We start from the raw sequence: 26336 nt of genomic DNA, 5'->3' as shown, positions 1-26336 counted from the left end.
GCCTTGGGGCTGCTGCGCAGCCAGGATCTCAAGGGTTGCGCAAATCCCGGTACTGCCCCGGCGTCACCCCCACATGGGCCTTGAACACCCGCTGGAAATGGCTTTGGTCGGCAAACCCCAGTTGATAGGCCACCTCCGCCAACGCCAGCCCTTCACCCAACAACTGCCGCCCGCGATTGACCCGGGCATTGAGCACATAGGCATGCGGGGTCAACCCGGTGGCCGTGCGGAACGCGCGGATCAGCTGGTAGCGCCCAAGCCCGGCTTCGCGGGCCAGCACCTCCAGGCAGAGTTGCGCGGGGTCTTGCCCTTCGAGGCGCGCGATCAATCCGCTCAACGCAGTCGCCCCCAGACCGGGGGCCGCTTCCAGAGGGGCTTGTGCGGAAAAGTCCAGATCACCCACAAAGGCAATCAGCGCAGCATCCTTCTCACTGTTGCTGGCGCTGGAGAACAGCAACCTGTTCAGCTCGCAGAACTGCCGATACACCTCCGGCGCCCGGCAGATACGCGCCGGTTCGCCGGGCCCGGCGCCGCCCAGCCCCGACTCCAGGCGCACGTGTGTCAGCCAGTCGGCGTCCACATGCAGCATCTGGTAGCTCCAGGCTTGCCCGGGCTCGGGGTTGCAGGCATGGACGCGGTGGGCTGGCACCAGCACCAGCGTACCGGGTGTCAGCCGTTCCTGCCCATGCGCGGCGCCGCTGAAATGGCTGTGGCCGGCATCCACCGCACCGATGGAAAACGTCGGGTGGCTGTGGGCCTTGTAACAGGCCCGGCTATGACAGGCGCGGCGGCTTTCCACATGCGGGAGTGCCGGGTCGCGCCACAGCGCGGCGTGGGGGCGGGGCATCACAAGGTCCTCGATTACATCGGAAGCGTAACAGGTGCAGCGTACCCATACAGTTTTTATCGCTGGCTGTTACTTGACCGCAAGGCCCGGCACGCGCCGAAATAGACGCCTGTTGCCCAAGGAAAACAACAATGGACCTTTCAAGCCTGCTGCTTTTCATCCCCGCCTGCTTCGCCCTGAACATGGCGCCGGGGCCGAACAACCTGCTGTCGCTGCACAACGCCAGCCGCTACGGCCTGCGCACGGCCTGCGTGGCAGGTGGTGGTCGCATTGTCGCCTTCAGCGGCATGATCGCCCTGGCGGCCATGGGCCTGGCCGTGGTGCTGCATACCAGTGAATACCTGTTCATGGCCATCAAGGTAGTGGGGGCGGCCTACCTGTTCTACATCGCCTGGCAACTGTGGCGTGCACCGGTAGGCGAGGCAGTGGTGGCAGCGGACCACCCGCGTGGCACCTGGCGCCTGACGCGCCAGGAGTTCTGGGTGGCGGCCGGCAACCCCAAGGCCATCCTGATCTTCACCGCGTTCCTGCCGCAGTTTGTTACAGTCGGCAGCGCCACCCCGGTGAGCGAGCAGTTTCTGTGGTTGGGCGCGCTGTTCCTGCTGTTGGAATGGGCGGCCATTGCCCTCTATGCGGGCCTGGGTGCATACATGCAGCGCTGGTTCAGCCAGCCTGGCCCGCGCCGCGTGTTCAACCGGGTCAGCGCCTCCCTGCTGGGCTGCGCCGGACTCGGCTTGCTGGCGGCACGCCGCTAGAACTGCCAGCGCACCCCCAGGTTGACGCCGCTGGCTTCCTGCTGGCGGCTGTCCAGGTTAGCGGTGTACTGCACGCCGCCATGCAGGCTCAGCGCTTCGCTGACCTGCGCCACCACGCCGCTTTCCAGTTGCACCGAGGTGTAGCGGTAGTCGGTCTTGATCTTGTCGACATCATCGAAGGTCAAGGTGTCGCGGCCACCGTCGCCGTGCCACAGGTTGACTTGCGCATAGGGCTGCAACAGGCGCCCGCTGCTTCCCGTGAACGCACCTTCCAGGCGCACCCCCAAGCGCCCGGTCAGCTCTACCTGGGCATCATGGCTGATGCGCGAAACACTATCGCTTGCGCTGTCGAGCGAGACTTTTTGTGCAATCAGCTGGGCTTGCGGCTCCAGCGTCCAGCGTTCGGACAGGGCGATGGGGTAGCCGGATTCCAGCGACGCCGTCCAGGCATGGCCGTCGATGTCCAGCTTGTCGCCGCGGTCCGAGCGGGCTCGCCCATCAAGGCGGGTGTACTGCAACACTGCATCCAGGTACGCGCCTTGCGGCCCGACCAGCGTCCAGTAAGTGCCGACGCTGTCGCCATCAAGCTTCAGGTCGCCAACGCTGCGGTCTTGCTCGGCCAGGGCGAAACCTTTTACATCGGCGTCCAGGCGGTTGTGGCTGACGTAAAAGCCGACATGTTGGCGATAACCGCCGTCGCCCGTCTTGGCATAGATGTCCTGGCCCACCTTGAAGCCATACAGATCGCCATCCAGGCTCGGGCTGACCGTACCGCTCCATTGCTGGCGCAGGGTGCCGCCGTAGGCCTGCCCCCAACTGGCAGGCAGGGCTCCTTCGCCTTTGAGCAACTGCTGGTCGCCCTGGCGCTGATGGAAGGTGCCCAGGGCCTGGCGGGCGATGATCGCAGCGCCTCTTGGGGCTGCAGCGTAAACCGGGACTTCCGGGCGATACAGCGGCAGGCTTTCGCCTTGCACGGGGGCAGGCAGGTCAACCTGGCCAGGTGCCGGTGCGGCAACAGGTGGTGTCTGGGCCGGTGCTATCACAGGTGGCTCGCCCGGCTGTGAAGGTTGTGTGGGTTGTTCGGGCTCGGGTACCGGTGCTGGAGCGGGTGGCGCGACCAGCGTCGAGCGCAGGTACCAGCTGTTTTCGCTGCCAGCGGTTACACCACCTTTGAACAACCGGTAGTCATAGGCACCCACCGATAGCGTTTGCGTCTGCACGAATGCAGTGGCCGTGCTGGTGGCGCCGTCACGGGCTTCGACGACCTGGATGCCGTTCTGTGCAGTTGCTGCACCCGCGCCATTGAGGTTGTTGACGAGCAATCGCGTGGAGCCGCTGATGGCGCCACGGCTGACCACCAGGCGGTCGGAGGCAGCGCCATCGGCTGCCAGCACGCTATTCAGGAGCAGGGTGCCGTTGTTACCGGTGTAATCGCCCTGGATTGTCAGGCGGCCCTGAGCGTCGTTGCCACGGCTCAGGTCGATGGTGCCGGCGTTGACTACCGATGCCTTGCTGTCATTCTGGATGCTGATGATGCTGCCCTGGCGGCTGATCAGCGAGCTGCTTGCATCGATTTGCAGGGTCCCGGTCCCAGTGGCGGGGATCAGGCGTGGCTGATCGCTGCCGAGGTCTCCCAGCGTAAGGGTGTCGTTGAGGGTGAGCTGGCTGCCCTGCTTGAGGTTGATGGCCTCCCAGTTTATATACGACGCGCCTTGGCCGACCTGACTCTGCTCGAACGTCAGTGTGTCCGTGCCGGTACCGCCGTCCAGGGTAACGGCAGAGTTGCCGAGGTCGAGGGCGCGAACGATGGCAGTGTCATCGTCATTCTCCATGATGACCCGCTTACCGATCTGGCCACCCGTCCAGGTAAATTCATCCTTGCCGTTGCCAGTGCGTATTTCGCCTTTGAGCGTGCCGCCGCTGATGGTTATCTTGTCAACGCCGCTACTGGTACTGATATCACCGCCGACGGTGCCGCCCGTCATGATGATCGTGTCGTTGCCAAGCCCGCTGACAACATTGCCAACAACAACGGTTTCGACACCGAGCTCCTGGGAAATCTCGAGGAAGTTGTCAGCCAGCTTGAGGTCGATTCGGCCAATGCTGCCGCCTTTGAACCACGCCGTGTCACCATCTTCAAAAGCGCCCGTGATGGTGCCGCCGGTCATGGTGAACGTGTCCATGTCACCGCCCTGGTTCAACGACCCTAGCGTGCCGCCAGACATGGTGAAGGTGTCTTGGCCATTGCCTTGTTGCAATGACTGGACCGTTCCGCCGCGGAGGGTGAACTCATCAGCGGCATCGGTTTGCACGAGGGCGCCAAGGGTCTCACCGGGGGTAACCGTCAGGGATTGGGAATGAGCCAGCAACGGCAGTGCCAGCAAGGGGAAGGGCAGCAGCAAGCGGGGGCATCGCATAGGCAGGTCTCCGGGTCCATTGAAGGGTCCACTACCTGAAGCGACGCCGGCGGGGCGGCTTCGGCCCTGCCAGAGTTGTATGTAATGTTTAGTGAGGGGGCAACTGGCAAAAATGACAGGTGGCCCGCTGCCATCAATCGCGGTAGAACGTTTGCACCAGGTGGTAACCGAACTTGCTCTTGATTGGCCCGTGCACCACACGCAAAGGTTTCTTGAAAATTACCTGGTCGATAGCGCCGACCATCTGGCCCGGGCGGACTTCGCCCAGGTCGCCGCCGCGCTTGCCGGAAGGGCAGATAGAAAACTTTTTGGCGAGCACGTCGAAAGCCTCGCCGTTGGCGATGCGCTGTTTGAGCTTTTCGGCTTCGTCAGCGGTCTTGACCAGGATGTGGCGGGCTTGGGCTTTCATGAGGTACCTGTGCTTCGGGCGCGAAAAAAGGGGCGCATTATGCCTGATAGATTCGCTTTGTAGGAGCGGCCTTGTGTCGCGATGGGCCGCAGGGCGGCCCCGGCAATCTGCACTGCGAAGCTGAAAATTTGGGGCCGCTTTGCGGCCCATCGCGACACAAGGCCGCTCCTACAGGGACCGCGGTAGTTATTCGACTTTAGCCTTTTGCACGTCCTGCGACGCCGACCAGATGCGGTAGCGCACCTCGACATCCTTGGGCACATACACCACCACCGGCAGCTTGCTGTTGTAGCGCAGCAGGAAGCCGTCACCGATAACCGGCACGAAGGCCTTGGTCTTCTTGCCATCCGGGCAGGCCATCAGGGTGCTGGCCGGGCCGCTGACTTTGTCCAGGCGGTAGTAGTTGTAGCCCCAGCCTTCCAGGGTACGTTCTTCCAGGCTGCCGCCCAGACGCTGGCGATTGCAGTCGACCTGCAAGGTCTTGCCGGCGAGGATTTCCAGTTTGTAGGCCGATTCATCGGCCTGTGCCGGCAGGTGGATAACCTGCCGGGTAAAGCCTTTTTCCGCTTCGGGGTAAGGCGCGACGTCCTTCAGGCTGGCCGCCATCACAGGCGTGGCGGCAGCCAGGGTGAGGGCCAGAATTGCGGTCATCGGGGTAGGGCGCATAGGGCCTCCTTGCAGATAAACGAATGCGAACCCGCCGCCAGGCCCAGGCTGCCCGTCACTGGGCCAACCAGCCACCATCGACGTTCCAGGCGGCGCCGCGAACCTGGCTTGCGGCCTCGCTGCACAGGAATAGTACCAGTTCACCCAGGTGCTCGGGGGTGACAAACGCCAGCGACGGTTGCTTTTCGGCCAGCAGATCATGCTGTGCTTGCAGCGGATCGCCACCGTTGGCAGCACGATCGTCGATCTGCTTTTGCACCAGCGGGGTCAGCACCCAGCCGGGGCAGATGGCATTGCAGGTGACATTGCTGGTGGCGGTTTCCAGGCCAACCACCTTGGTCAGGCCGACCACACCATGCTTGGCTGCCACGTAGGCCGCCTTGCCGGTCGAGCCGACCAGGCCGTGCACCGAGGCAATGTTGATGATGCGCCCCCAATTGCGCGTGCGCATGCCCGGCAGGGCCAGGCGCGTGCCATGGAACACAGCTGACAGGTTCAGGGCAATGATCTTGTCCCAGCTTTCCAGCGGGAACTGCTCCACCGGCGCTACATGCTGGATGCCGGCGTTGTTGACCAGGATGTCGACGCCACTGAATTCGCGCTCGGCGAGGGCGAACAACGCTTCAATCTGCTCGACGTCCGACAGGTCGGCCGGGTGGTGGATAGCCTTCACCCCATGCCGGGTGATCTCGGCCAGCGCCGGTGCCGGGTCGCCAAAGCCGTTGAGTACGATATTGGCGCCAGCGCGGGCCAGCACCTGGGCGATACCCAGGCCGATGCCGCTGGTGGAACCGGTGACGAGTGCAGTCTTGCCTGTGAGGGTCATGCAAAGCTCCTTGTCAAGTAAAGGCAGGTCCGAAGATTCAGCGTCTGTGGAGGTCCTGTGGGAGCGGGTTTACCCGCGAAGAGGACGGGCCTGATAACTCATCCTCTGGGGTCGAAGGCTTCGCGCAAGGCATCGCCGATAAACACCAGCAACGACAAGATCACCGCCAGCGCAAAAAACGCTGTAAAGCCCAGCCACGGCGCTTCCAGATGTTGCTTGCCCTGGGTCACCAGCTCACCCAGCGAGGCGCTGCCTGCCGGCATGCCGAAACCGAGAAAATCCAGTGCAGTCAGGGTGGTGATCGCCCCGGTCAGCATGAACGGTACATAGGTCAGCGTGGCGTTCATGGCATTGGGCAAGATATGCCGCAGCATCACCTGGCTGTCCGGCAGCCCCAGCGCGCGTGCGGCTTTCACGTACTCCAGGTTGCGCCCACGCAGGAACTCGGCGCGCACCACATCGACCAGGGTAAGCCAGGAGAACAGCGCCATGATGCCCAGCAGCCACCAGAAATCCGGCTCGACAAAACCGCTGAGAATGATCAGCAGGTAGAGCACCGGCAACCCCGACCACACCTCCAGCAGGCGTTGGCCAAGCAGGTCGACCCAGCCGCCATGGTAGCCCTGCAACGCGCCGGCCACCACACCGATAAACACGCTGACCACGGTCAGTGCAAAGGCAAACAGCAGCGATACCCGCGTGCCATACAGCACCCGGGCCAGCACATCGCGGCCCTGGTCGTCGGTGCCTAGCCAGTTGCTCGCACTGGGCGGGCTGGGGGTGGGTACCAGCAGGTCGTAGTTGGGGGTGTCGGCGCTGAACGGGATGGGCGCGAACAGCATCCAGCCGCCCTGGTCGGCTATCAGTTGACGGACATAGGCACTGCGATAGTCGGGCTGGAACGGCAACTGGCCGCCGAATTCCTGTTCGGTGTAGCGCTTGAGCGCCGGCACATACAGGTCGCCCTTGTAACTTAGAAGCAGCGGCTTGTCGTTGGCCACCAGCTCAGCGCACAGGCACAACAGCAAAAGGCCGGCGAACAGCCACAGGGAGACCCAGCCGAGGCGGTTGCGTCGAAAGCGTTGCAAGCGGCGGCGCGAAACGGGTGAAAGCATCAGTGCGCCCTCGTGTCGAAGTCGATACGCGGGTCGAGCAGGGTGTACGACAGGTCACCGATCAGGCGGATCAACAGGCCTGCCAGGGTGAAGATGAACAGGGTGCCGAACACCACGGGGTAATCTCGCGACACGGCGGCCTCGTAACTCAGGCGGCCGAGGCCATCGAGCGAGAAGATCACCTCGATCAGCAACGACCCGGCGAAGAACACCGTGATCAGTGCCTGCGGTAACCCGGCCACCACCAGCAGCATGGCATTGCGCAGCACATGGCCGTACAGCACACGGCGCTCGCTCAGGCCTTTGGCGCGGGCGGTGACCACGTACTGGCGGGAGATCTCGTCGAGGAAGGCGTTCTTGGTCAGCAACGTAAGGGTGGCGAAACCGCCGATCACCAAGGCCCCGACCGGCAGCACCAGGTGCCAGAAGTAGTCGGCCACCTTGCCCAGCAGGCTGAGTTCGTCGAAGTTTTCCGAGACCAGCCCGCGTACCGGGAACCAGTTGAGCGAGGTGCCGCCGGCGAACAGCACGATCAGCAGCAAGGCGAACAGGAACGAGGGCAGGGCGTAGCCGATCACGATCAGTGCGCTGCTCCAGGCATCGAAACGGCTGCCGTGGCGCACCGCCTTGCGGATGCCCAGGGGGATCGATACCAGGTAGGTGATCAGCGTGGCCCAGAAGCCCAGCGACAGGGTGACCGGTAACTTGTCGAGGATCAGGTCGGTGACTTTGGCACCACGGAAGAAGCTGCTGCCAAAGTCCAGGCGGGCATACTGGCCGAGCATCAACCACAGGCGTTCGGGGGCGGACTTGTCAAAGCCGTACTGGCGCTTGATCTCTTCGATCAGTTTCGGGTCCAGGCCGCGGGTAGCCCGCGACTCGTTGTGAACGACCTCGGCCCGGGCGCCGGGTGCGCCGCCACCCAGGCCTTGCAGCCGCGCCACGGCCTGCTCCACCGGGCCACCCGGGGCGGCCTGGACGATGGCGAAATTCACCAGCAGGATCGCCAGCAGCGTCGGGATGATCAACAACAGGCGGCGCAGGATGTAGGTGGTCATGGCGAGGCCTTCCGGCGTTCGGCCATTTGCGCGTTGGTCAGAGGGGTGGGGCTTACCTCCCACCAGGTGTCCAGGCCTTCGTCATAGGCGGCCTGGACTTTGGGCAGGCCGAAACGGTTCCACCAGGCGGTGGAGCTGCCCGGCGGATAGTAGTTGGGGATCCAGTAGTAGTTCCATTGCAGCACCCGGTCCAGGGCATGGGCGTGGTGCAGCATGTCGGCCTGGGTGTCGGCGCGCACCAGGCCGTCGATCAGTTGGTCCACGGCCGGGTCCTGCAACACCATCAGGTTGTTCGAGCCGGGGTCGTGGGCGGCTGCCGAGCCAAAATAGTTGTACAGCTCGGCGCCGGGCGACAGGCTGACCGGGTAGCCGGTGACGATCATGTCGTAGTCGCGTGCCATCAGCCGGTTGACGTACTGGGCTGAATCGACATTGCGAATGTTCAAGGTGACGCCGATCTGTGCCAGGTTGCGTTTCCACGGCAGCAGCAGGCGCTCCAGGCCGGACTGGCCGTTGAGGAAGGTGAAGGCCAGCGGCGTGCCCTGGCTGTTCACCAGGCGGTCACCTTCGGGGTGCCAACCGGCTTGTTCAAGCAGCGCCAGGGCCTGCAACTGCTGCCTGCGAATAATCCCCGAACCATCGGTGACCGGTGCGGTAAACACGGTGGTGAAGACTTCGTCCGGTACTTTGCCACGCAGCGGATCGAGCAGCTTGAGTTCGCCGGCATCCGGCAGCTGGCGGGCTGCCAGCGGCGTGTTGGAGAACACGCTCTGCTGGCGGATGTACAGGTTGCGCATCATCTGCCGGTTGCTCCACTCGTAGTCCCACAGCATGCCCAGCGCCTGGCGCACGCGGCGGTCCTTGAACTGCGGCTGGTCGAGGTTGAACACGAAACCCTGGGCAACCTGCGGTTTAGCCGGGCCCAGGTGGGCGCGTTGCAGGCGGCCGTCGTCCAGTTGCGCGCCGTTGTAGCCCAGGGTGTAGGCGGTGGCGGAGAACTCGCGGTTATAGTCGTAGCCACCGCCTTTGAGCACCTGCCGCGCCACTTCGGTGTCGCCGAAGTACTCGATGCGCAGCTGGTCGAAATTGTAGCGGCCACGGCTGGCCGGCAGGTTGCGCGCCCACCAGGTCGGGTCGCGTTGGAAGGTGATGCTGCGGCCGTTGTCGATGCGCCCGATGCGGTACGGCCCGCTGCCGACCGGCTTGTTGAAGCCGGCACCATTGGCGAAGTCGCGCTGCTGCCAGTCATGTTCGGGCAGCACCGGCAGGCTGGCGAGGTCCAGCGCCAGGGTGCGGCCGTGGTCGGGCTTGAAGTCGAAGCGCACGTGCTGCGGGCCTTCCACGGTGACGCCGGTCACGTCGGCGAACTGGGTACGGTATTTAAGGCTGCCCTTGCTCATCAACAGCTCGAAGGTAAACCGTACGTCCTCGGCGCGCACCGGTTTGCCATCGGCGAAGGTGGCACGCGGGTCTATCTCGAAACGCAGCCAGGCATCGTCCGGGCCACGCTCCATGTTTCGGGCGATCAGGCCATAGACGGTATAGGGTTCATCGAACGAGCGAACCGCCAGTGGCGCGTATAGCAGGCCGTCGACCTCGCTGACGCCGATGCCCTTGTCGATATACGGCAGGATATGGTCGAACTGGCCGATCTCGATGGCCGAGCGGCGCAGGATGCCGCCCTTGGGGGCGTCGGGGTTTACGTAGTCGAAGTGCTGGAAACTGGGGTTGTAGCGGGGGGCTTCGTCGTAGACGGTGAGGGCGTGGCTGGGAGCGGCCTGGACCGTAAAGCCCATGCACGAAAATACAAGCCCCCACAATACTTGTGGGAGCGGGTTTACCCGCGAATGCGTCGGAGCAGGCAACGAGGTTGTCTGGTCTGGCCTCTTCGCGGGTAAACCCGCTCCCACAGGGGGTCTGATCACCGGGAGAGGTGAATCAGTCCTGGCGGCTGGTCACTTCCAGCAGGTGGTAGCCGAACTGGGTCTTCACCGGGCCTTGTACAGTGTTGACCGGGGCGCTGAACACCACGGTGTCGAATTCCTTGACCATCTGGCCTGGGCCGAACGAGCCCAGGTCACCGCCCTGACGGCTGGATGGGCAGGTGGAGTTGGCTTTGGCGATTTCGGCGAAGTCGGCGCCTGCTTCGATCTGGGCTTTCAGTTCGTTGCACTTGTCTTCGCTGCTGACCAGAATGTGGCGGGCGGTTGCACGGGCCATGGGTACTGCTCCTTGGGGTAAAAAGGCAAGCCTAGCGCACTTGCTTGGGGTATGTCTCGCCAGGCTCGCAACCTCGGCTTACAGTTTTTGTGCCGCCTCACGCAACAGGGTTTCAGTCGAGGCCCAGCCCAGGCAGCCGTCGGTGATCGACACGCCGTACTTCAGTGCTCCCTTGCCCAGCGCTTGGCAGCCATCGAACAGGTGCCCCTCGATCATTACGCCAACGATCGAGCCGTCACCGGCCAGGCGTTGTTCCAGCACTTCGTTGAACACCGCTGGCTGGCGTGCCGGGTCCTTGCCGCTGTTGGCGTGGCTGCAATCGACCATGATCCGCGCCTGCAACCCCACCTTGGCCAGGGCCTGGCGGGCCATGGCGATGCTGTTGGCATCGTAGTTGGGGCCCTTGTGGCCACCACGCAGTACCAGGTGTGTATCGGGGTTGCCCAGGGTTTCGATGATTGCCGGGTGGCCCTGCGCATCCATGCCGAAGTGGCGGTGCGGGTGGGCAGCGCTGCGCATGGCGTCGCTGGCAATGGCGATGCCGCCGTCGGTGCCGTTCTTGAAACCCACCGGCAGCTCCAGGCCACTGACCATTTCGCGGTGAATCTGCGATTCGGTGGTGCGTGCGCCAATCGCGGCCCAGGCCAGCAGGTCGTCGAAGTAGCCGGCTGCCATCGGTTGCAGCAGCTCGGTGGCAACCGGCAGGCCGCGCTCGATCATGCTCAGCATCAGCCCGCGGGACAGTGCGATACCCGAGTGCATGTCGTCGCTGCCATCAAGGCGCGGGTCGTAGGCCAGGCCTTTCCAGCCCACGGTAGTACGCGGTTTTTCGACGTAGGCGCGCATCACCAGCAGCAGCTTGTCATCCACTTCGCGGCTGAGGGCGGCCAGGCGGTCGGCGTATTCCAGGGCCGAGCGTGGGTCGTGGATCGAGCATGGGCCGACGATGACCAGCAGGCGCTCGTCGCGGCCTTCGAGGATGTTGCGGATGGCTTGGCGGTGGGCCTGAACTTGCTGGGCCAGTTCACTGGACAGCGGCATCTGCTGCTTGAGCAGGTGCGGGCTGGGCAGGCGCTTGCTGACGGTGGTGTTGGCTGCTTGCGGCTGGGTCAGGGGCAGGGCGAGGTTGGAAGCTTGCATGGCGTTTTTCCCTGGGCGGACGGCGGGTTCAGGCCCGCGTGGTCGGCCCTATCGAGGTGTTCGACAGATCGTTGAATTCGGATTGGCTGCTGCATTGCCACCTGTAGAAGACCGATCGGAGGCGGCAGGCTGGCCCGAGCGGGATTGGCTAAATCGCCAGGCATAGGTGTTTGCGTAGTAATAAGTGGCGTAGTTCATGAATCTGTCCTCAATATGAATCGGTGTTGTTCAAAGGCCTGAAAAGCAAAACCCCCGGTCGGGGAGCCGACCGGGGGTTTGAGTATTCTCATGTTCGGCGGCCCCTCGAAGGTGGGCGCCGTGTGGGTATCGGCGCCTAGTGGCTAAACCAATACCCAAAGTAATAGCTGGCAGGTGCCACGCAGCCGACAACGGCCAGCACAGGGCGCAGGTTGCGACCGGTGTGGTTGGCGTGGTTGCGGATGTGTTTTGGCATGGTGCTCTCCAGTGAATGAGCCCGAGCTTACTTCAGTTTTACCGGGCCATTCAATGGATAAATGCTATGGGGCCGATCATTTGGTTTTGTACTGATTGGTTCAATGGCCATAACGACCAACCAGGCTCTGCGCCCCCAACGCGTGGCCTTGTAGCAACTGCAACAGGCCGTTGCGGTCCAGGCCTTCTGGCAAGGTGCCCAACGGCAGGTCGGTGGCGATCAGGGTCAGTGCGTAATGGTGCGGGTTGTCACCAGCGGGTGGGCAGGGGCCCCGGTAGCTGAGGGTGCCCCGCGAATTGCGCCCCACTGTCACGTATTGCCCACTGAGCCCCGCCGTGCCTTCCTTGAGCCCATCGTGTTCCGGGTCGATGTTGTAGGCGACCCAGTGCACCACGCCGATACCCTTGCCGCCGTCCGGATCGAACATGATCAGCGCGAGCGACCGGGTACCTGCGGGCAGGTTTTCCCAGCTCAATTGCGGGGTGCGCTCTTCACCGGCGCCGCAGGCCGGGTCCGGCCCGACCTGCTGCAGGGCGATCACCCCACCATCGGTGAACGACGAGGAACTGATCGACAGCGCCCCTTGGTTACTGCTGTTGGCCAACGCCGTGCAAGGCAGCAGGGCGGCGAGCAGCCACGGTTTGACGTTCATGACGAATCCTTGGCAGGGCTTTGGGGCGCAGTGTAGCCGAGGCGAGCCTTAGTGGCTGTCCTGGTCCTCGGCGGTGCCGCCGGTGTGCCCGGCCCCAGAGCCGGTCGCCTCGCCCGTGCTGTTGGAACCGCCACTGGCCCCGTCGGCGGCATCGCTGTTGCTGCCGGTGTCGCTGCTGTCGTTGTCCTGGCCACTGCCGGGGCTGTTGACGCTGCTGTCGTCACCGGCGGTCTTGCCGCCAGACTGGTCGGTTTGCGGACGGCTGTCGGTGTTGGTGTCGGTGGCGGCGAAGGTGGTGCCGGTGAGGCTGGTCAAGGCCAGCGCCAGGCACAGGGAAAGCGGGCGAATGCGGATCATGGGAATGCTCCTTTGCGGATGATCTGTCATTCGTTTGGCTGGCGACGGGTGGCGGGGTGCCTTCTGGGCGACGGGTGGTCATTTCCGGGGCTGCTTTGCAGCCCAATCGCGACGCAGGGCCGCTCCCACAAGGAAATGCGATTTCCTGTGAGAGCGGCCCTGGAATCAATGAGATTCCGAGCGCTGTGCTGGCGCCGGGTTTTCGACCGGCTCCAGCGGCGGATGCTCCTGCGCCGCATGCATCAGGTCTTCGGTCACCCGCAGCTCGGCACCGGTTGGCGAGAAGGTGGTCGAAGCGGTGAACGGTGCCGGGTGCTCAGCGGCCGGGCGCTTGCCACGGCGCCACATGAAGAAGCACACCATGGCCAGGTTGACCACGGCAAAAGCCCAGAACAAACCGGCCTCGCCAAACTCGGTCATCATCGGCGAAATCGCCACCGGCGCCATGGCCGAACCCAGCGAGTTGATCAGCAGCAAGCCTTGAATCATCGGTACCAGCGCATCGGAAGGCGCCCGGTCGGCCGCGTGGCTGACTGCCACCGGGTACAGCGTGAACACGCCACCACCCAGCAGGAACAGCATGGCCGGTAGCAGGAAAGAGTCCGACGGCAGGAACACCGTGATCAGCGAAAGCACCACGCACAGCGCGGCCAGGGCGATCAAGACGTCCTGGCGGTCCTTGCGGTCGGACCAGCGGCCCACCGGGTATTGCAGCAGCATGGCACCGAGGATCACCCAGGCCATCATGTTGCCGACCTCGCCCACCGCCAGGCCGATGCGCTGCAGGTACAACGGCAGCAGGGCATAGATGCCGGCAATCGCCACGCCCGAACCGAAGCAGCCAACCAGGCCAGACGGCGCCACACCCAGCAATTGGCGGGGTTTGAGGGGTTCGACCTGGTCCAGCAGGGGCGATACCCGCGGCAGGATCACAATAGGCAGCACCGACAGGGCAGCCAGCACGCCAGCCAGCATGAAGGGTGCGGTGTCGCCAAGCTGGGTGATTTCGCCCAGGCCTGCCTGGGCAATCACCCCGGCGCCGTAGAAGGCAATCATGTACAGCGCCAGCAGGCGGCCGCGGATTTTCGCGTCGCCGGCCAGCAGCAGCCAGCTTTCGATCACCAGGAATACGCCGACTGCTGCCCAGCCGTTGATCAGGCGCAGCACCGACCACCAGGTGACGTCGTAAAACAGCCCCTGCAGCAGAATGGTCGCGGCGATCAGTGAAGCAAAACTTGTATAGGCGCGGATATGGCCGATGCGCAAGATCAGCCGGTCGTTGAAGATGGCGCCCAGGGTCAGGCCGATGAAGTAGGTCGACGAGACGACACCGATGGTGGTGGCCGATTCACCGGCAGCGCCCAGGCGCAGGGTGGTCAGCGAAGACATGAAGCCGTTGCCCAGGGCAATGATGAACAGCCCGAGCAGGGGCGCCAGCGCCATGGCCAGCAAACGCGGAGACATACGAACCTCTAGTTGGATGAGCGGAATGAGCGCCTTCTCGGACGCGCACACCGGCTCGACCCGACAAGGGGGCGAGTGGCGACACGGATGCGACCTGGGCAAGACTCAACCGCTGGCCCCTTTGGGAATGGGCCGGGCGGGGAGGGTTGAGCCTATTTCACATGTGCGTTCATGTGTTCAGGCACGGACTCTGTCATTGCTGCGGGTTGCCACCGTTCAAGGCGACGGGCGAAAAGGAAGCGGGATTCTACGGGCTTGGAAGCTTTTGCCCAAGGGGCATGGGTATGCGACGAGACGCCGCAGTCCAAGGGCGACATGAAAGTGTCTTGGGCAGACATCTTGGGGCCGCAAAGCAGCCCCGGCCCTCTCATGGACTGCTGCATAATGCTGAACCCACACCAAGGAAGGCCCATCATGTTCGCGTCGCTGTTCGCAGTCCTGGCCCCGGTTTTCATCGTCGCCGGCATCGGCTATGCCTGGGCCCGCAAAGGCCTGGACTACCCAACCGACTTCATCGCCCGGGTTGTGATGACTGTCGGAACCCCGTCGCTGGTGCTATCCACCCTCAGCCGCACCGAGCTGAACCCGGATGCCTTCACCAGCATGGCTGTGGCTTGCCTGCTGTGCACCCTGGGCATGGCCCTGGCCGCGTTGCTGGTGTGTCGCGCTTCTGGCATGCATTGGCGAGTACTGCTGCCGGCGTTCATGTTCCCCAACACCGGCAACATGGGCCTGCCGATCAGCCTGTACGCCTTCGGTGAGCACGGCCTGGCACTGGCCGTGGCGTTTTTCCTGACCCTGTCGATCGTGCAATTCACCATCGGCATGGCCATTTCCGGCACGGCAGCTTCGCTCAAGGCGCTGCTGCGCAACCCGATCGTCATCAGCCTGGCGGGCGCCATGCCCATCATCTTTCTCGATTTCGAACTGCCGCGCTGGCTGGCCAACACCGCAGACCTGCTGGGCGGCATGACCATCCCGCTGATGCTGCTGACCTTGGGGGTATCGCTGGCCAGCATTCGCCTGCGCCACGTGGGCAGCGGCCTGTTGCTGGGCGGTTTGCGCATTGGCCTGGGGGCTGCGATGGGCTGGGCAGTGGGGGCGGCGCTGGGCATGGGCAATCTTGAGCGAGCGGTGCTGGTGGTGCAATCGGCGATGCCGGTGGCCGTGTTCAACTACCTGATGGCGGTGCGAACCAACCGTGAACCAGAGCAGGTGGCGAATCTGGTGATGTGTTCCACGGTGCTTTCGTTCGCCTGGCTGCCGGTGGTGCTGGCCTGGTGGATGTAGGTCGGCAGCAAGCACATCAATCCTGGTTACGGGTATCGATACTGACCACCACTGACATCCCCGGCCGCAGGTGTTTGGCATCTGGTTGGTCGGCATCCACGGTAATGCGCACCGGAATCCGCTGGGCAATCTTGACGAAGTTGCCGGTGGCATTGTCCGCTTGCAGCAAGGCGAACTCCGAGCCGGTTGCTGGCGAAATCTGTTGTACATGCCCCTGGAGCTTCAGGTGGTTGAGCGCATCCACGGTGAAGCTCACCGGTTGGCCGATGCGTACATTGGCCATTTGGGTTTCCTTCATGTTGGCGATCACCCACAAGGTGTCGGGCACCAGCGCCATCAATTGCGCGCCGGAATTCACATAAGCCCCCAGGCGTGTACCGATCTGCCCCAGCTGGCCGTCGCGCGGGGCGGTGACCCGGGTGTTGTCGAGGTCGATGCGCGCCAGTTCCACAGCCGCCTTGGCATTCTCCACCGAGGCCTGCAGCGCGGCCCGGTTGACCACCACCGTTTCCCGGTCCTGGCGGGCGATTTCCAGCGCCGCTCTGGCTTGGGCCAGGCTGGCGACGGCAGCGGCTTCACTGGCACGGGCCAGGTCCAGTTCACGGCGTGACACAGAGCCGTCATTGACCAGCGCCTGGTTGCGGCCAAGGTCGGCTTTGGCCTTGGCTGCCTGGGCCATGGCATCGCCAATGGCTGCCTGACGCTGGGCAATGGTGGCTTCGCCGCTTTTACGCTGCTGCAGGTTGTTGGCCAGGGCCGCCTGCTGTTGCTGCAGCTGGGCGATGGCCTGGGCCAGGCGCTGCTTGTAGATGCGGTCGTCCAGTTGAACCAGCAGGTCGCCGGCCTTGACGAACTGGAAGTCATGCACCGGCACGTCGACGATGTAGCCACTGAGTTGCGGGCCGATGATGGTCACCTGGCCGCGGACCAGGGCATTTTCGGTACTCTCGATGGCGCTGCCGAATGGCGGCAGGCGCCAGGCATACAGCACCAGCAGGATGCCGGCCAGGGCCACGCAGGCGAAGCTGATCGTTGACAGGATGCGCACCCGCCGCGAGCGCCCCGGGCTGGCCGGCTCGCTGGGCGGTGTGGTGCCTTCCGGGGTTTCGGCGATGGCGGTGGTGGTCGTGGTGCGGGTGTCGTCGGTCATCGGGTGGGCGCGCCGGGGGTGGAGTCGGTGGAGGTGGTCTGGCGTCTTGCGTACCAGAGCCAGGTGCTACGGATGCAGATCCAGATCATGGTCAGGATAGCGATGCTGCCAATCAGCACGAATACATCGTTGTAGGCCATGACATTTGCTTCACGGGTGGCGGCATTGGCCAGCACACGCATGCCGGCCTCGTTGCGCAGGGCCGGGTCGGCAAAGATGCCACCGTAGCCGGCGCCGCCGCTTTGTACGCGAGCGGTAACCAACGGTTCCAGGAAGCTGAGGCGGTCCATCAGGTGGCTGGAGTGGAATTTCTCGCGCCAGGTCTGGAAGGTGCCCAGCAGTGCCGCGCCAATCAGGCCGCCGAGGTTGTTGCAGATGCCGAACAGTACCGAAAAGCTCACCAGGTTGCGCGGGTTGGCGCGCACATGGCTGATGCCCAGGGCCATCGAAGGGCCGAGAAAAAAGGTGCTGCCAAACGCCAGCAGGAACTGGCTGAAGTACATCTGTGCCGGGCGTGTGAGGTTGCTCGAGCTGCTGTCCATGAACGCGCCTGTGGCCATGGCCAGTAGCGAGACGAACAGCGGGATTACCAAATGGTTGGGGTTGATGGTCAGGGCACTGCTGGCCAGGCCCGCCACCGCCCCCAGCAGCATGATCCAGTACAGCGTGCGCATCTGCTCGCTGCCCATGTTCAGCACCTGCAGGAAACCGACCGCACCGGTGGACTGTTCGGAGGTGACCATGCGGATCAGCACCACACACAGTGCCAGGCGAATGATCGCACCGCTGCCCAGCCAGTGGGTCATCAGCAACGGGTTGCGCCGGTTGTGCTCGATGGCCAGGCCAGCGAAGATCAGGGCGATCGATGCCGCCAGTGCCACGCCGATCCACGGCGCCTCCAGCCACCATTCGATGCGCCCCAGCGACAGCGCGGCGCAGAGCAGGGCGGTGCCGCTGGCCATCAGAGTGAAGGTCAGAAAATCCAGTGGCTCGAACGTCTTGAAGCGGTCACCGGGCGGCAGCTTGAGCATCAGGACGCAGCCCAGCGCAGCCAGTGCCAGGCCCAGTTCGAACAGGTACAGGCCACGCCATTCGGCGATCTGCAGCAGGTCTTCGGAAAAGATCCGCGCCAGCGGCAGCGCCAGTTGCGAGGCGCCCAGGCCCAGCACCATCGCCTTCAGCCGCCATTGCGCGGGGAACGCCTGGATCATGTAGTACAGCCCCAGCGAGCTGAGCGCTGCGCCGACCATGCCGTGGGCCGCACGCACGGCGATGGCCGAATTGAGGTCGTTGACCAGCAGGTGGGCGAAGGTGACCAAGGCATACAGCACCAGGAACACTTCGGTGAACGCGCGCAGGCCGAACTGCTGGCGAAACTTCACCAGCAGCAGGTTGATGGACACGTTGGTCATGACGTAGGCGGCGGGCAGCCAGGCCATCTCTGCAGTAGTCGCGCCCAGGGCGCCCTGCAGGAATACCAGGTTGGCGGTGACCAGCGCGTTGCCCAGGCCACCGGTGATTGCCACCAGCAGGCCGACCACCCCGTAGGCCAGGCGTTTGGCTGGCGAATGCAGGGGCGTGGAGGGCGAGCCCGGCAGGCTGGGTTTTTCGTGGGGGAGCCACTGGCGGGGGGCGTATTTGTCCATGGGGCAGACTGTACTTGAGCGGCAACTGCAAAGAAAACAGTTACAGCCTGTTCCTGCCTCTTCGCGGGTGAACCCGCTCCCACAGGTTTGACACTGGCCTTGAGGCTGGCGCCGTACCTGTGGGAGCGGGTTTACCCGCGAAGAGGCCGGAGCAGGCTAAAACAGGCGCCAGCCTCCAGGCTCAGAAATCCACGCTGGCCGACAGGCGCAAAACCCGCGGCGTACCTTGGGTCAGGTAGTTGTTCGAGGTTGACGCCGATGCCCAGTACGCCTTGTTCGCCACGTTTTCCAGGTTGGCGCGCAGCGTCACCTGCTTGTCATCGACCTTGAAGCGGTAGCGCCCGCCCAGGTCCACCCGGGTCCAGGCCGGGATGCTCAAGCTGTTGGCCGCATTCACATACTGCCCGCCGGTACGCAATACCCGGGCGCTGAGTGCGGCGCCCTGAATACCTGGCACGTCCCAGTCGGCCCCCAGGTTGTACTGGAAGCGCGGCACGCCAGCAGCACGGTTGCCGTCGTTGCTGCCATTGGCGGTGTTCTTCTGCTCGGTGTGCATGAACACGGCACCGGTCAACAGGCGCAGGCCGTCCACCGGTTCACCGAACAGGTTCAGCTCCACACCTTTGTTGACCTGCTCGCCGTCCATGCTGAAGGTGTCCAGTGTTGCGCCAGGTGCGCGGTAGGTGACGCTGTTTGGTTGTTCGATGCGGTACACACCCAAGGTGGCGCCGAAACTGTTCCAGTCCAGCTTCACCCCGGCCTCGACTTGCTTGCTGCGCTTGGGCGGGAATACTTCGTTGGCATTGCTGACACTCGACGGTGCCGTCGGGCCCTGGGCCAGGCCCTCGATGCGGTTGGCATAGAACGACACATGCTCCCAGGGCTTGATCACCAGGCCATACACCGGGGTGGTGATGGATTCGTCGTACGGCGTGTTGCGCGCACCGGTGGCGGTCGCCCAGCTATCCACGCTGATCGACTGGCGGCGCACGCCCACGGTCAGCAGCACGCGGTCATCGAAAAAGCCCAGGGTGTTGGACAGCGCCACGCTTTTGTTGCGGTTCTTGCCGACAATGCGCGGGTCGTGCAGGTCGCTGCCGAAATAGGTATCGGTCGGGCGCGGCACTTTCACCGGGTTGTACAGGTTGCTGTCGTAGCGCTTGGCCGCAGCCAGTGCTTCATAGGCCGAGCGCTGCTCACCCCACATGCCCGACAGGCCGAAATTGAAGCGGTGGCTGACCGGGCCGGTGGCGAAGCGGCCATTCAGCCCGGCAACGGCGCTCTTGTTGTCTTCGTCGTGGGGCGAGTACAGGAAACCACCACGCGCGGTGCCGTTGTCGTCGCTGACGTACAGCGAGGAATACTCGCCATTTTCGCGGGTGTGCTTGGCGCCGGCACCGGCGTACAGCATCCAGTTGTCGTTCAGGTCATACTCGGCGTTGACCATGCCGTAGGTGTCTTCGAGCTGCGACCAGGTCCAGTCTTGCGAGTAGTTGTCACGTGCCGACGGGGCGTGGGGCACTTGGCTGCCGTTGGGGTAGATCACCGCCCGGCCCTGGTTGATGCGCTCTTTCTGGTAACCCAGGTCGGTGGACAGGCGTAGCCGTTCGCCACGGTAGTCAAGGGCCACGGCAACCAGGGTGGAATGCTGGGCTTCGTCGTCGACGCCGGTGCCGCCGTCATGCTGGGCCAGGTTGATGCGAGCGCCGAAACGGTTGTCTTCACCAAATCGCTTGCCCAGGTCGAGGTGGCCGCCAACGTTGTCGCCAGTGGCGTAGTCGAGGGTGACATGCCGGGTGGGGGTATCTTCGGCGCGCTTGGGCACCAGGTTGATGGCACCCCCAATGCCACTGCCCTGTGGCGCAACCCCATTGAGGAAGGCGCTGGACCCCTTGAATACCTCGACCCGCTCTAGCGCCTCGGTGGTCACTATCTGGCGCGGCAGCACCCCGTACAGGCCGTTGTAGCTTATGTCGTCGGTATTCAGCGGCAAACCGCGGATGGTGAACACCTGCGAAAAGTTGCCGAAGCCCGCCGATTGGCGCACCGACGCGTCATTGAGCAACACGTCACCCAAAGTGCGGGCCTGCTGGTCGGCGATGGTCTTGGCGGTATAGCTGGTAACGCTGAACGGCACGTCGCTGATTGCCTGGTCGCCGAGCACGCCCAGGCGGGCGCTGCGGGCTACCTGGCCGCCTTGCCAGGTGTCGCTGCTGGCAGCCAGGTCGCTGTTGATGGTGGTCGCGCCCAGTTCCAAAGCACTGCCCAGGTCTACCGTCGGCGCCAGGGTGTAGCCGCCACTGTCGGTGGTTATCAGGCTGTAGCCACTGCCGGCCAGCAGGCGGGCGAAGCCTTCCGGCACGCTGTAGTTGCCCTCCAACCCCTGGCTTTGTGCGCCCTTGAGCAGCGCCGGGTCGAACGACAGCGGTACCCCGGCGCTGGCGGCAAAGCGCGCCAGCACGTCGGCCAGTGGCCCGGCAGCCAGGTGGTAGGTGCGCGAGGTGGCATCGGCGGCCATCGCTGTGGGGGCCAGGGCGGCCATGGCGATGGCGAGGCTCAGGGCCTTCAAAGGCAAGCGGTACGTCTGGCGGGGCGTCATGCGAGGGTCCTGTAGGTGCAGAAAATGAAGGTTCTGCACTCATCACCGGACGACGCAGGAAAAGGTATCAACGAAATATTCTCGGCCCCTGTAGGAGCGGCCTTGCGTCGCGATGGAGCGCGTAGCGGTCCCAGGTTCTCTGCCTTCTTGCAAGACTGCCGGGGCCGCTTTGCGGCCCATCGCGGCGCAAGGCCGCTCCTACAGGGGACTGCGTTAGCCGAGAGGTTCTACGGTTACCCAGTAACGGGTCAGGCCCTGGAGTGTCACCGGCAGGGTGTCGCTCAGCAGCCGCAGGCTGGCATCGGTGTCGGCCAGCGGGAAGGCGCCGGACACCTTCAACTCGCGTACTGCAGGGTGGCAGCGCAGCACGCCGGGGCGATAGCGGGCCAACGCTTGCAGCAGATCGGCCAGGCGCATGTCACGGGCCAGCAGCATGCCGTGCTCCCAGGCCAGGTCACCGGTTTCCAGCGCAGCGGCGGGCAGTACCCGGTCGGCATCGAAAGCGCTGCGCTCGCCGGCCCGCAGCAGCAGGCCGCTGGTGGCGTGCACCGGGCGGGCCTCGACCGCGCCTTCGAGCACGGCTACCCGGGTCAACGGGCCATCGAGGTGCACGCTGAAACGGGTGCCCAGTGCAATGGCCTGGCCATGCAGGGTACGCACCAGCAGTGGCCGCGCCGGGGTGGCAGGGTCCTTGGCGCTGGTAAGCAGGATTTCGCCCGCCAGCAGGTCGATGCGGCGTTGTCGGGCGTCGAAAGTGATATCGATGGCTGTGTCAGTGTTGAGCAGCACGTGGCTGCCATCGGCCAGCGTCAACGCGCGTTGCTCGCCGACCGCTGTGCGCGCATCGGCGGCCCATTGCTGCCAGGGTGCTTCACGCCAGGCCAACCACGCCGCCGGTGCTGCCAGCAGCCACAGCCCCAGGCGATGCAGGGCCTGGCGGCGGCTGACTGCACCGTTACGGCTGAGCCGGCGCAGGGTTTCACCGGTAACGGGTGTGGGCAGCCGGCGGAAATCACCCAGGATGGCCTCTGCACGCTGCCACGCCTGGGCGTGCTGGGCGCTGCGTTGGCACCAGGCCTGCACGGCGCGCTGATCGTCCTCGGTGGCGGTGCCCGATTGCAGGTGCACCAGCCAGTCAGCGGCTTCGCAAGTATCAACGGGTCGATACGCGCGGTCATCCGTCAATGCTCAGGCAGGCAAGGAAGGCCGTGCGCATGTCGCGCTTGATCGTGATCAGTGAAACCTGCAACTGCTCGGCGATTTGCGCATAGGTCAGCCCGTCCAGCTGCGACAGCAGGAACACTTGGCGGACCCGGGCCGGCATGTCGCGCAGCATGGCGTCGATGCGGTACAGGGTTTCCAGGATCAGCCAGCGTGTTTCCGGCGAGGGCACCTCGGGTTGCGGCAAGTGGGCGATGGCTTCCAGATAGGCGCGCTCGACATCCTGGCGGCGCCAGCGGTCGACCACCAGGCCCTTGGCGATGTGGGTAAGCAAGGCCCGGGGTTCACTGCCGAAATAGGTATTGCCCTGGCGGCTGAGCAGGCGCACGAACGTGTCGTGCGCCAGGTCGGCTGCATCGCAGGCATTGCCCAGCTTGCGCCCCAGCCAGCCCTGCAGCCAGCCATGGTGCTCGGTGTACAGCGTCTGGACCTGCAGGTTGAGGTTAGGGTCGGCGGGCGGCATGGCGTGCGCAAGGTTCCGGCAAAAGGGGTGCAATTAAGAATTGATCGCATTCTAAGCACCGATTGCGGAACCTGGCAATGAGCAGTCGCTACAAGGCCTTGGCCAAAAACGTCGCCGTGCGGCTGCCGGCACACCCGGCCACCACCTGCGGCGTGCCACTGACCACTACCTTGCCCCCGGCATCTCCGGCCCCAGGCCCGATATCGATCACCCAGTCGCTTTGCGCCACCACGCGCATGTCATGCTCGACCACCACCACGCTGTGCCCGCCGTCGACCAGGCGGTTCAACTGCACCAGCAGCCGGTCGATGTCTTGCGGGTGCAAGCCATTGGTGGGCTCATCCAGCACGTACAGGGTTGCCCCACGGGCCGTGCGCTGCAGTTCGGTAGCCAGCTTGATGCGCTGCGCTTCGCCACCGGACAGTTCGGTGGCCGGTTGGCCCAGGCGCAGGTAACCCAGGCCGATATCCTGCAGCACTTGCAAGCAACGGCGCGCCGGTGGCTGTTCGGCAAATACCTGCAGGGCCTGGTCGACCGTCAGTTGCAGCACTTGGGCGATGTTCATGCCTTGCCAGCTCACCGCCAGGGTTTCGGGGTTGTAGCGAGCGCCATGGCAGGTCGGGCACGGCGCATAGACGCTGGGCATGAACAGCAGCTCGACGCTGACAAACCCTTCACCTTCACAGTTGGCGCAACGGCCCTTGGCGACGTTGAAGGAAAAACGCCCGGCGTCAAAGCCCTGGGCCTTGGCCTGCTCGGTGGCGGCGAACAGCTTGCGCACATGGTCGAACAGGCCGGTGTAGGTGGCCAGGTTGGAGCGCGGCGTGCGGCCAATCGGCTTCTGGTCGACCTGCACCAGGCGCTTTATGCTGCCAAGCCCCGCACTCACATGGCCGCTGCTGGCCTGTTCAGGTTCGTCTTCCAGGTTTTGTTCTTCGGGTTCGCTACGTTGCTCGGCTTGGCCCAGGTGAGCGCCCACCATGTCCAGCAGGGCCTGGCTGACCAGGCTGGACTTGCCCGAGCCAGAAATACCGGTAACGGCGGTAAAGCAGCCAAGCGGGAAGGCGGCGCTGACGTTGTGCAGGTTGTTGCGGGTGATGCCCTCAAGCTTCAGCCAGTCGCGGGCCTGCCGGGGCTCACGCGTGGACCGGGCCGGGGCACTGAACAGGTAGGCGCGAGTGCGCGACGGCTCGACCTCGGCCAGGCCTGCGGGCGGGCCGCTGTAGAGGATGGTGCCGCCATGCTCGCCGGCATCTGGCCCTACATCCACCAGCCAGTCGGCGCGGCGCATGGTGTCCAGGTCGTGCTCCACCACATACACCGAGTTGCCAGCGTGCTTCAGGCGCTGCAGGGCTTCGAACAGCGCTTCGCTGTCGGCAGGGTGCAAGCCGGCCGATGGCTCGTCGAGCACGTAGATCACGCCGAACAGCTGCGAATTCAGCTGGGTGGCCAGGCGCAGGCGTTGCAGCTCACCGAAGGACAAGGTCGGGGTGCTGCGCTCAAGTGCCAGGTAACCGAGGCCAAGGGCAAGCAGGGTATCGATGCGTTCGAGCAACTCGTTGGCGATGCGTTGGGCAGCCAGGCGCTTTTCTACCGTCAGCGGGTCCTGTTTTTGGGTCAGGTAGTCCGCTGCCGCCACCTTGCGCAATACCTCGGCCAGCGCCTGCAACGACAGGTGCGACAGCTCGGCGATGTCCAGGCCGGCGAAAGTCACGCCCAGTGCCTCGCGCTTCAGGCGCTTGCCCTGGCACAGCGGGCAGGGGCTGGGGCGCATGTACTGGGCCACACGCTTACGCATTTGCGCGCTCTGCGAGTGCATGAAGGTATGCAGCACGTATCGCCGAGCGCCCATGAACGTACCCTGGTAGCTGGGCTCCTGTTTGCGCTTGAGTGCTTCGCGGGTCTGTGCCGGGGTCAGGCCGGCATACACCGGTGCGGTGGGCGTCTCCTCGGTGAACAGGATCCAGTCGCGCTGCGCCTGGGGCAGGTCGCGCCAGGGAATGTCGACGTCATAGCCCAGCGTCACCAGGATGTCGCGCTGGTTCTGCCCCTGCCAGGCCATCGGCCACGCCGCCACCGCGCGCTCGCGGATGGTCAGCGACGGGTCGGGGACCATGGTTGCTTCGGTCACCTCGTAGACCCGGCCCAGGCCGTGGCACTCCGGGCAGGCACCCTGGGGTGTGTTCGGTGAAAAGTCTTCGGCGTACAGCATCGCCTGCCCGGCCGGGTAGTGGCCCGCGCGCGAGTAGAGCATGCGGATCGAGCTGGACAGGGTGGTCACGCTACCCACCGAGGAACGTGCGCTGGGCGTGCCGCGTTGCTGCTGCAGCGCCACCGCCGGCGGCAAGCCGTCGATGGCATCCACGTCTGGCACGCCAACCTGGTCGATGAGGCGCCGGGCGTAGGGCGCCACCGACTCGAAGTAACGGCGCTGGGCTTCGGCGTAAAGCGTGGAAAAGGCCAGTGAAGACTTGCCCGAGCCGGACACGCCAGTGAATACCACCAAGGCATCGCGGGGCACATCCACATCGATGTTCTTCAGGTTGTGCTCGCGGGCACCGCGCACGCGGACGAAGCCGCTTGGGGAGGTTGGGCGTGGTGGCATGACGCAGTCCTTGGCTATGGCTGAACAGTGAGCCCAAGGTAACAGCAATTGCAGTGGCCGTGCGTGGGCAATGTTTCCGGCTAATAAGTCTGAGAGTTAATGGAAGCAAGTTGATCGGGTTAGCGTGAATGGGCGATCACAATTAACAGGAATGGAAACATGCATGCTTCATCGTTAACGCCCATTGACCAACAAACTGCAGTACACATTGGCAATGATCTCCTGCGGCGTGCATATACGCTCTATGGTTATCACGGGAGCCAGGGTAGCCCTTTGTTGGCCTTTGCCGGCGAGGCTGTCGCGCAAGTGGCGCACTGTTATCTGCTGGGTAATGGCAAACGTTGCTATCACACCGTGCAAATGCGCTTTCTCAGCCCCGATGCATTCAGCCCGTTTGGGCGAGGAGGCCTCAATGCATACGCCTATTGCACGGGTGATCCCATCAACCATGTCGACCGCGATGGCCATTCGCCCACACGTGCAGTCGGACAGGCCACCGGACTCGTCTGGGGAACGGTGGGGATGCTCTCGTCGCTGAACAAGGCATCCAAAGCAATAGTCAAACGTTCGATTGCCAAGGCTGAAGGGCGGCCAATACCGAAGGAGTTTGATGACTCGAGCCGTACCAACAATGCGATGATATTTATTGGTGGGCTGGCCGGTACCGTGATCAAGGCACCCGGGGCAGCGCTCGCTCTTTCAGCGCCCTTTGAGTCAATAGGGGCTGAACTGGTGGCTGGGGCCGGGATAGGGGCTGCGTCTCTTGCGGGGGTGGGCAAAATCAGGCAGCTGTTGACCGATATGAGGTCGACCTATCATCAAGCCAGGTTGAATAGACTGCCCTTCGGTAGGTTGGCAATTGAGTCCATCAAGGAAGCTACGGGGTGGAATCGAATACGCGGCCAGGAGTCGGCCATCCTCGAGCCGTTGCCAGAAAAAGTATTATTGGTTCGCCTGCCTGCCAGCAGGGGATGAACAGTCT

21 protein-coding genes and 1 pseudogene are annotated in these 26336 nt (G+C 64.1%); 3 read left to right on the top strand and 19 right to left on the bottom strand.

All coding sequences use genetic code 11. The features are described from left to right. Window positions 1–28 precede the first annotated feature (28 nt). Window positions 29–847, bottom strand: a complete 819-nt coding sequence (locus ABI582_RS06210; protein WP_442118668.1) for an AraC family transcriptional regulator — start codon at window positions 845–847, stop codon at window positions 29–31. Window positions 848–978: 131 nt separating this feature from the next. On the opposite strand from ABI582_RS06210, the gene ABI582_RS06205 reads away from it, so the two are divergent. Continuing rightward, window positions 979–1602: a LysE family translocator gene (locus tag ABI582_RS06205; RefSeq protein ID WP_197863107.1), complete on the top strand. Its 624-nt coding sequence runs from the start codon at window positions 979–981 to the stop codon at window positions 1600–1602. Here ABI582_RS06205 and ABI582_RS06200 read toward each other — a convergent pair. From ABI582_RS06200 to ABI582_RS06145, 12 genes are all read right to left on the bottom strand, one after another. Continuing rightward, window positions 1599–4019 carry an autotransporter family protein gene (locus tag ABI582_RS06200; protein ID WP_442118667.1) on the bottom strand — a complete coding sequence of 807 codons (2421 nt, stop codon included), beginning with the start codon at window positions 4017–4019 and terminating at the stop codon, window positions 1599–1601. The two genes, ABI582_RS06205 and ABI582_RS06200, sit on opposite strands and share 4 nt — an antisense overlap. Before the next feature lie 133 nt (window positions 4020–4152). Beyond that, entirely contained in the window at window positions 4153–4428 is a 276-nt protein-coding gene (locus ABI582_RS06195; protein ID WP_016499499.1) for a peptidylprolyl isomerase, read from the bottom strand. Window positions 4429–4614: 186 nt separating this feature from the next. Beyond that, the gene (gene eco, locus ABI582_RS06190) at window positions 4615–5094 is read right to left on the bottom strand and encodes a serine protease inhibitor ecotin (protein ID WP_016499500.1); all 480 of its coding nucleotides are present in this window, start codon (window positions 5092–5094) and stop codon (window positions 4615–4617) included. Between the two features lie 55 nt (window positions 5095–5149). Further along, window positions 5150–5920: a 3-hydroxybutyrate dehydrogenase gene (hbdH, locus tag ABI582_RS06185; RefSeq protein ID WP_442118666.1), complete on the bottom strand. Its 771-nt coding sequence runs from the start codon at window positions 5918–5920 to the stop codon at window positions 5150–5152. Between the two features lie 98 nt (window positions 5921–6018). Further along, window positions 6019–7035, bottom strand: a complete 1017-nt coding sequence (locus ABI582_RS06180) for an ABC transporter permease (protein ID WP_442118665.1) — start codon at window positions 7033–7035, stop codon at window positions 6019–6021. Beyond that, window positions 7035–8093: a microcin C ABC transporter permease YejB gene (locus ABI582_RS06175; RefSeq protein ID WP_338744098.1), complete on the bottom strand. Its 1059-nt coding sequence runs from the start codon at window positions 8091–8093 to the stop codon at window positions 7035–7037. The genes ABI582_RS06180 and ABI582_RS06175 overlap by 1 nt, the downstream gene beginning before the upstream one ends. Beyond that, a complete protein-coding gene (locus ABI582_RS06170) occupies window positions 8090–9889 on the bottom strand; it encodes an extracellular solute-binding protein (RefSeq protein WP_442118664.1) in 1800 nt (599 codons plus the stop codon). Before ABI582_RS06170 ends, ABI582_RS06175 begins: the two co-directional genes overlap by 4 nt. Before the next feature lie 142 nt (window positions 9890–10031). Further along, window positions 10032–10313, bottom strand: a complete 282-nt coding sequence (locus tag ABI582_RS06165) for a peptidylprolyl isomerase (protein WP_003248318.1) — start codon at window positions 10311–10313, stop codon at window positions 10032–10034. Between the two features lie 78 nt (window positions 10314–10391). After that, window positions 10392–11453 (bottom strand): 3-deoxy-7-phosphoheptulonate synthase, encoded by a 1062-nt coding sequence (locus ABI582_RS06160; protein WP_442118663.1) that lies wholly within the window; start codon window positions 11451–11453, stop codon window positions 10392–10394. 554 nt (window positions 11454–12007) lie between these two features. After that, complete coding sequence (locus tag ABI582_RS06155) at window positions 12008–12559, bottom strand: YbhB/YbcL family Raf kinase inhibitor-like protein (protein WP_442118662.1); 552 nt, start codon at window positions 12557–12559, stop codon at window positions 12008–12010. Between the two features lie 48 nt (window positions 12560–12607). Then, window positions 12608–12916, bottom strand: a complete 309-nt coding sequence (locus ABI582_RS06150) for a hypothetical protein (protein WP_028613899.1) — start codon at window positions 12914–12916, stop codon at window positions 12608–12610. 165 nt (window positions 12917–13081) lie between these two features. Next, window positions 13082–14380, bottom strand: a complete 1299-nt coding sequence (locus ABI582_RS06145; RefSeq protein ID WP_049276717.1) for an MFS transporter — start codon at window positions 14378–14380, stop codon at window positions 13082–13084. A gap of 414 nt (window positions 14381–14794) precedes the next feature. On the opposite strand from ABI582_RS06145, the gene ABI582_RS06140 reads away from it, so the two are divergent. After that, complete coding sequence (locus ABI582_RS06140; protein ID WP_442118661.1) at window positions 14795–15670, top strand: AEC family transporter; 876 nt, start codon at window positions 14795–14797, stop codon at window positions 15668–15670. 16 nt (window positions 15671–15686) lie between these two features. Here ABI582_RS06140 and ABI582_RS06135 read toward each other — a convergent pair whose 3' ends face one another. From ABI582_RS06135 to ABI582_RS06110, 6 genes and pseudogenes are all read right to left on the bottom strand, one after another. After that, on the bottom strand, window positions 15687–16820 hold the full coding sequence (locus tag ABI582_RS06135) for an HlyD family secretion protein (protein ID WP_442118660.1): 1134 nt from the start codon (window positions 16818–16820) through the stop codon (window positions 15687–15689). Continuing rightward, complete coding sequence (locus ABI582_RS06130) at window positions 16817–18466, bottom strand: MFS transporter (RefSeq protein WP_442118659.1); 1650 nt, start codon at window positions 18464–18466, stop codon at window positions 16817–16819. The genes ABI582_RS06135 and ABI582_RS06130 overlap by 4 nt, the downstream gene beginning before the upstream one ends. Window positions 18467–18647: 181 nt before the next feature. Then, a complete protein-coding gene (locus tag ABI582_RS06125) occupies window positions 18648–21065 on the bottom strand; it encodes a TonB-dependent siderophore receptor (RefSeq protein WP_442118658.1) in 2418 nt (805 codons plus the stop codon). A 213-nt stretch (window positions 21066–21278) separates the two neighbouring features. After that, window positions 21279–22243 (bottom strand): annotated as a pseudogene (locus ABI582_RS06120) (FecR domain-containing protein). Then, window positions 22240–22749 carry a sigma-70 family RNA polymerase sigma factor gene (locus tag ABI582_RS06115; protein ID WP_442118657.1) on the bottom strand — a complete coding sequence of 170 codons (510 nt, stop codon included), beginning with the start codon at window positions 22747–22749 and terminating at the stop codon, window positions 22240–22242. The pseudogene ABI582_RS06120 and the gene ABI582_RS06115 overlap by 4 nt, the downstream one beginning before the upstream one ends. Before the next feature lie 88 nt (window positions 22750–22837). Further along, window positions 22838–25354 carry an excinuclease ABC subunit A gene (locus ABI582_RS06110; protein WP_442118656.1) on the bottom strand — a complete coding sequence of 839 codons (2517 nt, stop codon included), beginning with the start codon at window positions 25352–25354 and terminating at the stop codon, window positions 22838–22840. A 159-nt stretch (window positions 25355–25513) separates the two neighbouring features. Here ABI582_RS06110 and ABI582_RS06105 point away from each other — a divergent pair, with 159 nt between their 5' ends. Next, window positions 25514–26329 (top strand): RHS repeat-associated core domain-containing protein, encoded by an 816-nt coding sequence (locus tag ABI582_RS06105; RefSeq protein ID WP_442118655.1) that lies wholly within the window; start codon window positions 25514–25516, stop codon window positions 26327–26329. Window positions 26330–26336 lie beyond the last annotated feature (7 nt).

The sequence above is a fragment of the Pseudomonas sp. SAS7 genome (assembly GCF_052112345.1).
GTDB classification, from domain to species: Bacteria; Pseudomonadota; Gammaproteobacteria; order Pseudomonadales; family Pseudomonadaceae; genus Aquipseudomonas; species Aquipseudomonas putida_Q.
Note: the sequence above shows the minus strand (reverse complement) of the source record. Positions and strands in the feature narration are given on the sequence as shown.

Bases quoted from the DNA above. Each gene is read 5' to 3' on its own strand.
- ABI582_RS06195 (WP_016499499.1), bottom strand. From the start codon at position 4,428: ATGAAAGCCCAAGCCCGCCACATCCTGGTCAAGACCGCTGACGAAGCC.
- ABI582_RS06125 (WP_442118658.1), bottom strand. From the start codon at position 21,065: ATGACGCCCCGCCAGACGTACCGCTTGCCTTTGAAGGCCCTGAGCCTC.
- ABI582_RS06105 (WP_442118655.1), top strand. From the start codon at position 25,514: ATGCATGCTTCATCGTTAACGCCCATTGACCAACAAACTGCAGTACAC.
- ABI582_RS06210 (WP_442118668.1), bottom strand. From the start codon at position 847: ATGCCCCGCCCCCACGCCGCGCTGTGGCGCGACCCGGCACTCCCGCAT.
- ABI582_RS06165 (WP_003248318.1), bottom strand. From the start codon at position 10,313: ATGGCCCGTGCAACCGCCCGCCACATTCTGGTCAGCAGCGAAGACAAG.
- hbdH (WP_442118666.1), bottom strand. From the start codon at position 5,920: ATGACCCTCACAGGCAAGACTGCACTCGTCACCGGTTCCACCAGCGGC.
- ABI582_RS06115 (WP_442118657.1), bottom strand. From the start codon at position 22,749: ATGCCGCCCGCCGACCCTAACCTCAACCTGCAGGTCCAGACGCTGTAC.
- ABI582_RS06150 (WP_028613899.1), bottom strand. From the start codon at position 12,916: ATGATCCGCATTCGCCCGCTTTCCCTGTGCCTGGCGCTGGCCTTGACC.
- ABI582_RS06135 (WP_442118660.1), bottom strand. From the start codon at position 16,820: ATGACCGACGACACCCGCACCACGACCACCACCGCCATCGCCGAAACC.
- ABI582_RS06110 (WP_442118656.1), bottom strand. From the start codon at position 25,354: ATGCCACCACGCCCAACCTCCCCAAGCGGCTTCGTCCGCGTGCGCGGT.
- eco (WP_016499500.1), bottom strand. From the start codon at position 5,094: ATGCGCCCTACCCCGATGACCGCAATTCTGGCCCTCACCCTGGCTGCC.
- ABI582_RS06175 (WP_338744098.1), bottom strand. From the start codon at position 8,093: ATGACCACCTACATCCTGCGCCGCCTGTTGTTGATCATCCCGACGCTG.
- ABI582_RS06200 (WP_442118667.1), bottom strand. From the start codon at position 4,019: ATGCGATGCCCCCGCTTGCTGCTGCCCTTCCCCTTGCTGGCACTGCCG.
- ABI582_RS06170 (WP_442118664.1), bottom strand. From the start codon at position 9,889: ATGGGCTTTACGGTCCAGGCCGCTCCCAGCCACGCCCTCACCGTCTAC.
- ABI582_RS06160 (WP_442118663.1), bottom strand. From the start codon at position 11,453: ATGCAAGCTTCCAACCTCGCCCTGCCCCTGACCCAGCCGCAAGCAGCC.
- ABI582_RS06205 (WP_197863107.1), top strand. From the start codon at position 979: ATGGACCTTTCAAGCCTGCTGCTTTTCATCCCCGCCTGCTTCGCCCTG.
- ABI582_RS06155 (WP_442118662.1), bottom strand. From the start codon at position 12,559: ATGAACGTCAAACCGTGGCTGCTCGCCGCCCTGCTGCCTTGCACGGCG.
- ABI582_RS06180 (WP_442118665.1), bottom strand. From the start codon at position 7,035: ATGCTTTCACCCGTTTCGCGCCGCCGCTTGCAACGCTTTCGACGCAAC.
- ABI582_RS06145 (WP_049276717.1), bottom strand. From the start codon at position 14,380: ATGTCTCCGCGTTTGCTGGCCATGGCGCTGGCGCCCCTGCTCGGGCTG.
- ABI582_RS06130 (WP_442118659.1), bottom strand. From the start codon at position 18,466: ATGGACAAATACGCCCCCCGCCAGTGGCTCCCCCACGAAAAACCCAGC.
- ABI582_RS06140 (WP_442118661.1), top strand. From the start codon at position 14,795: ATGTTCGCGTCGCTGTTCGCAGTCCTGGCCCCGGTTTTCATCGTCGCC.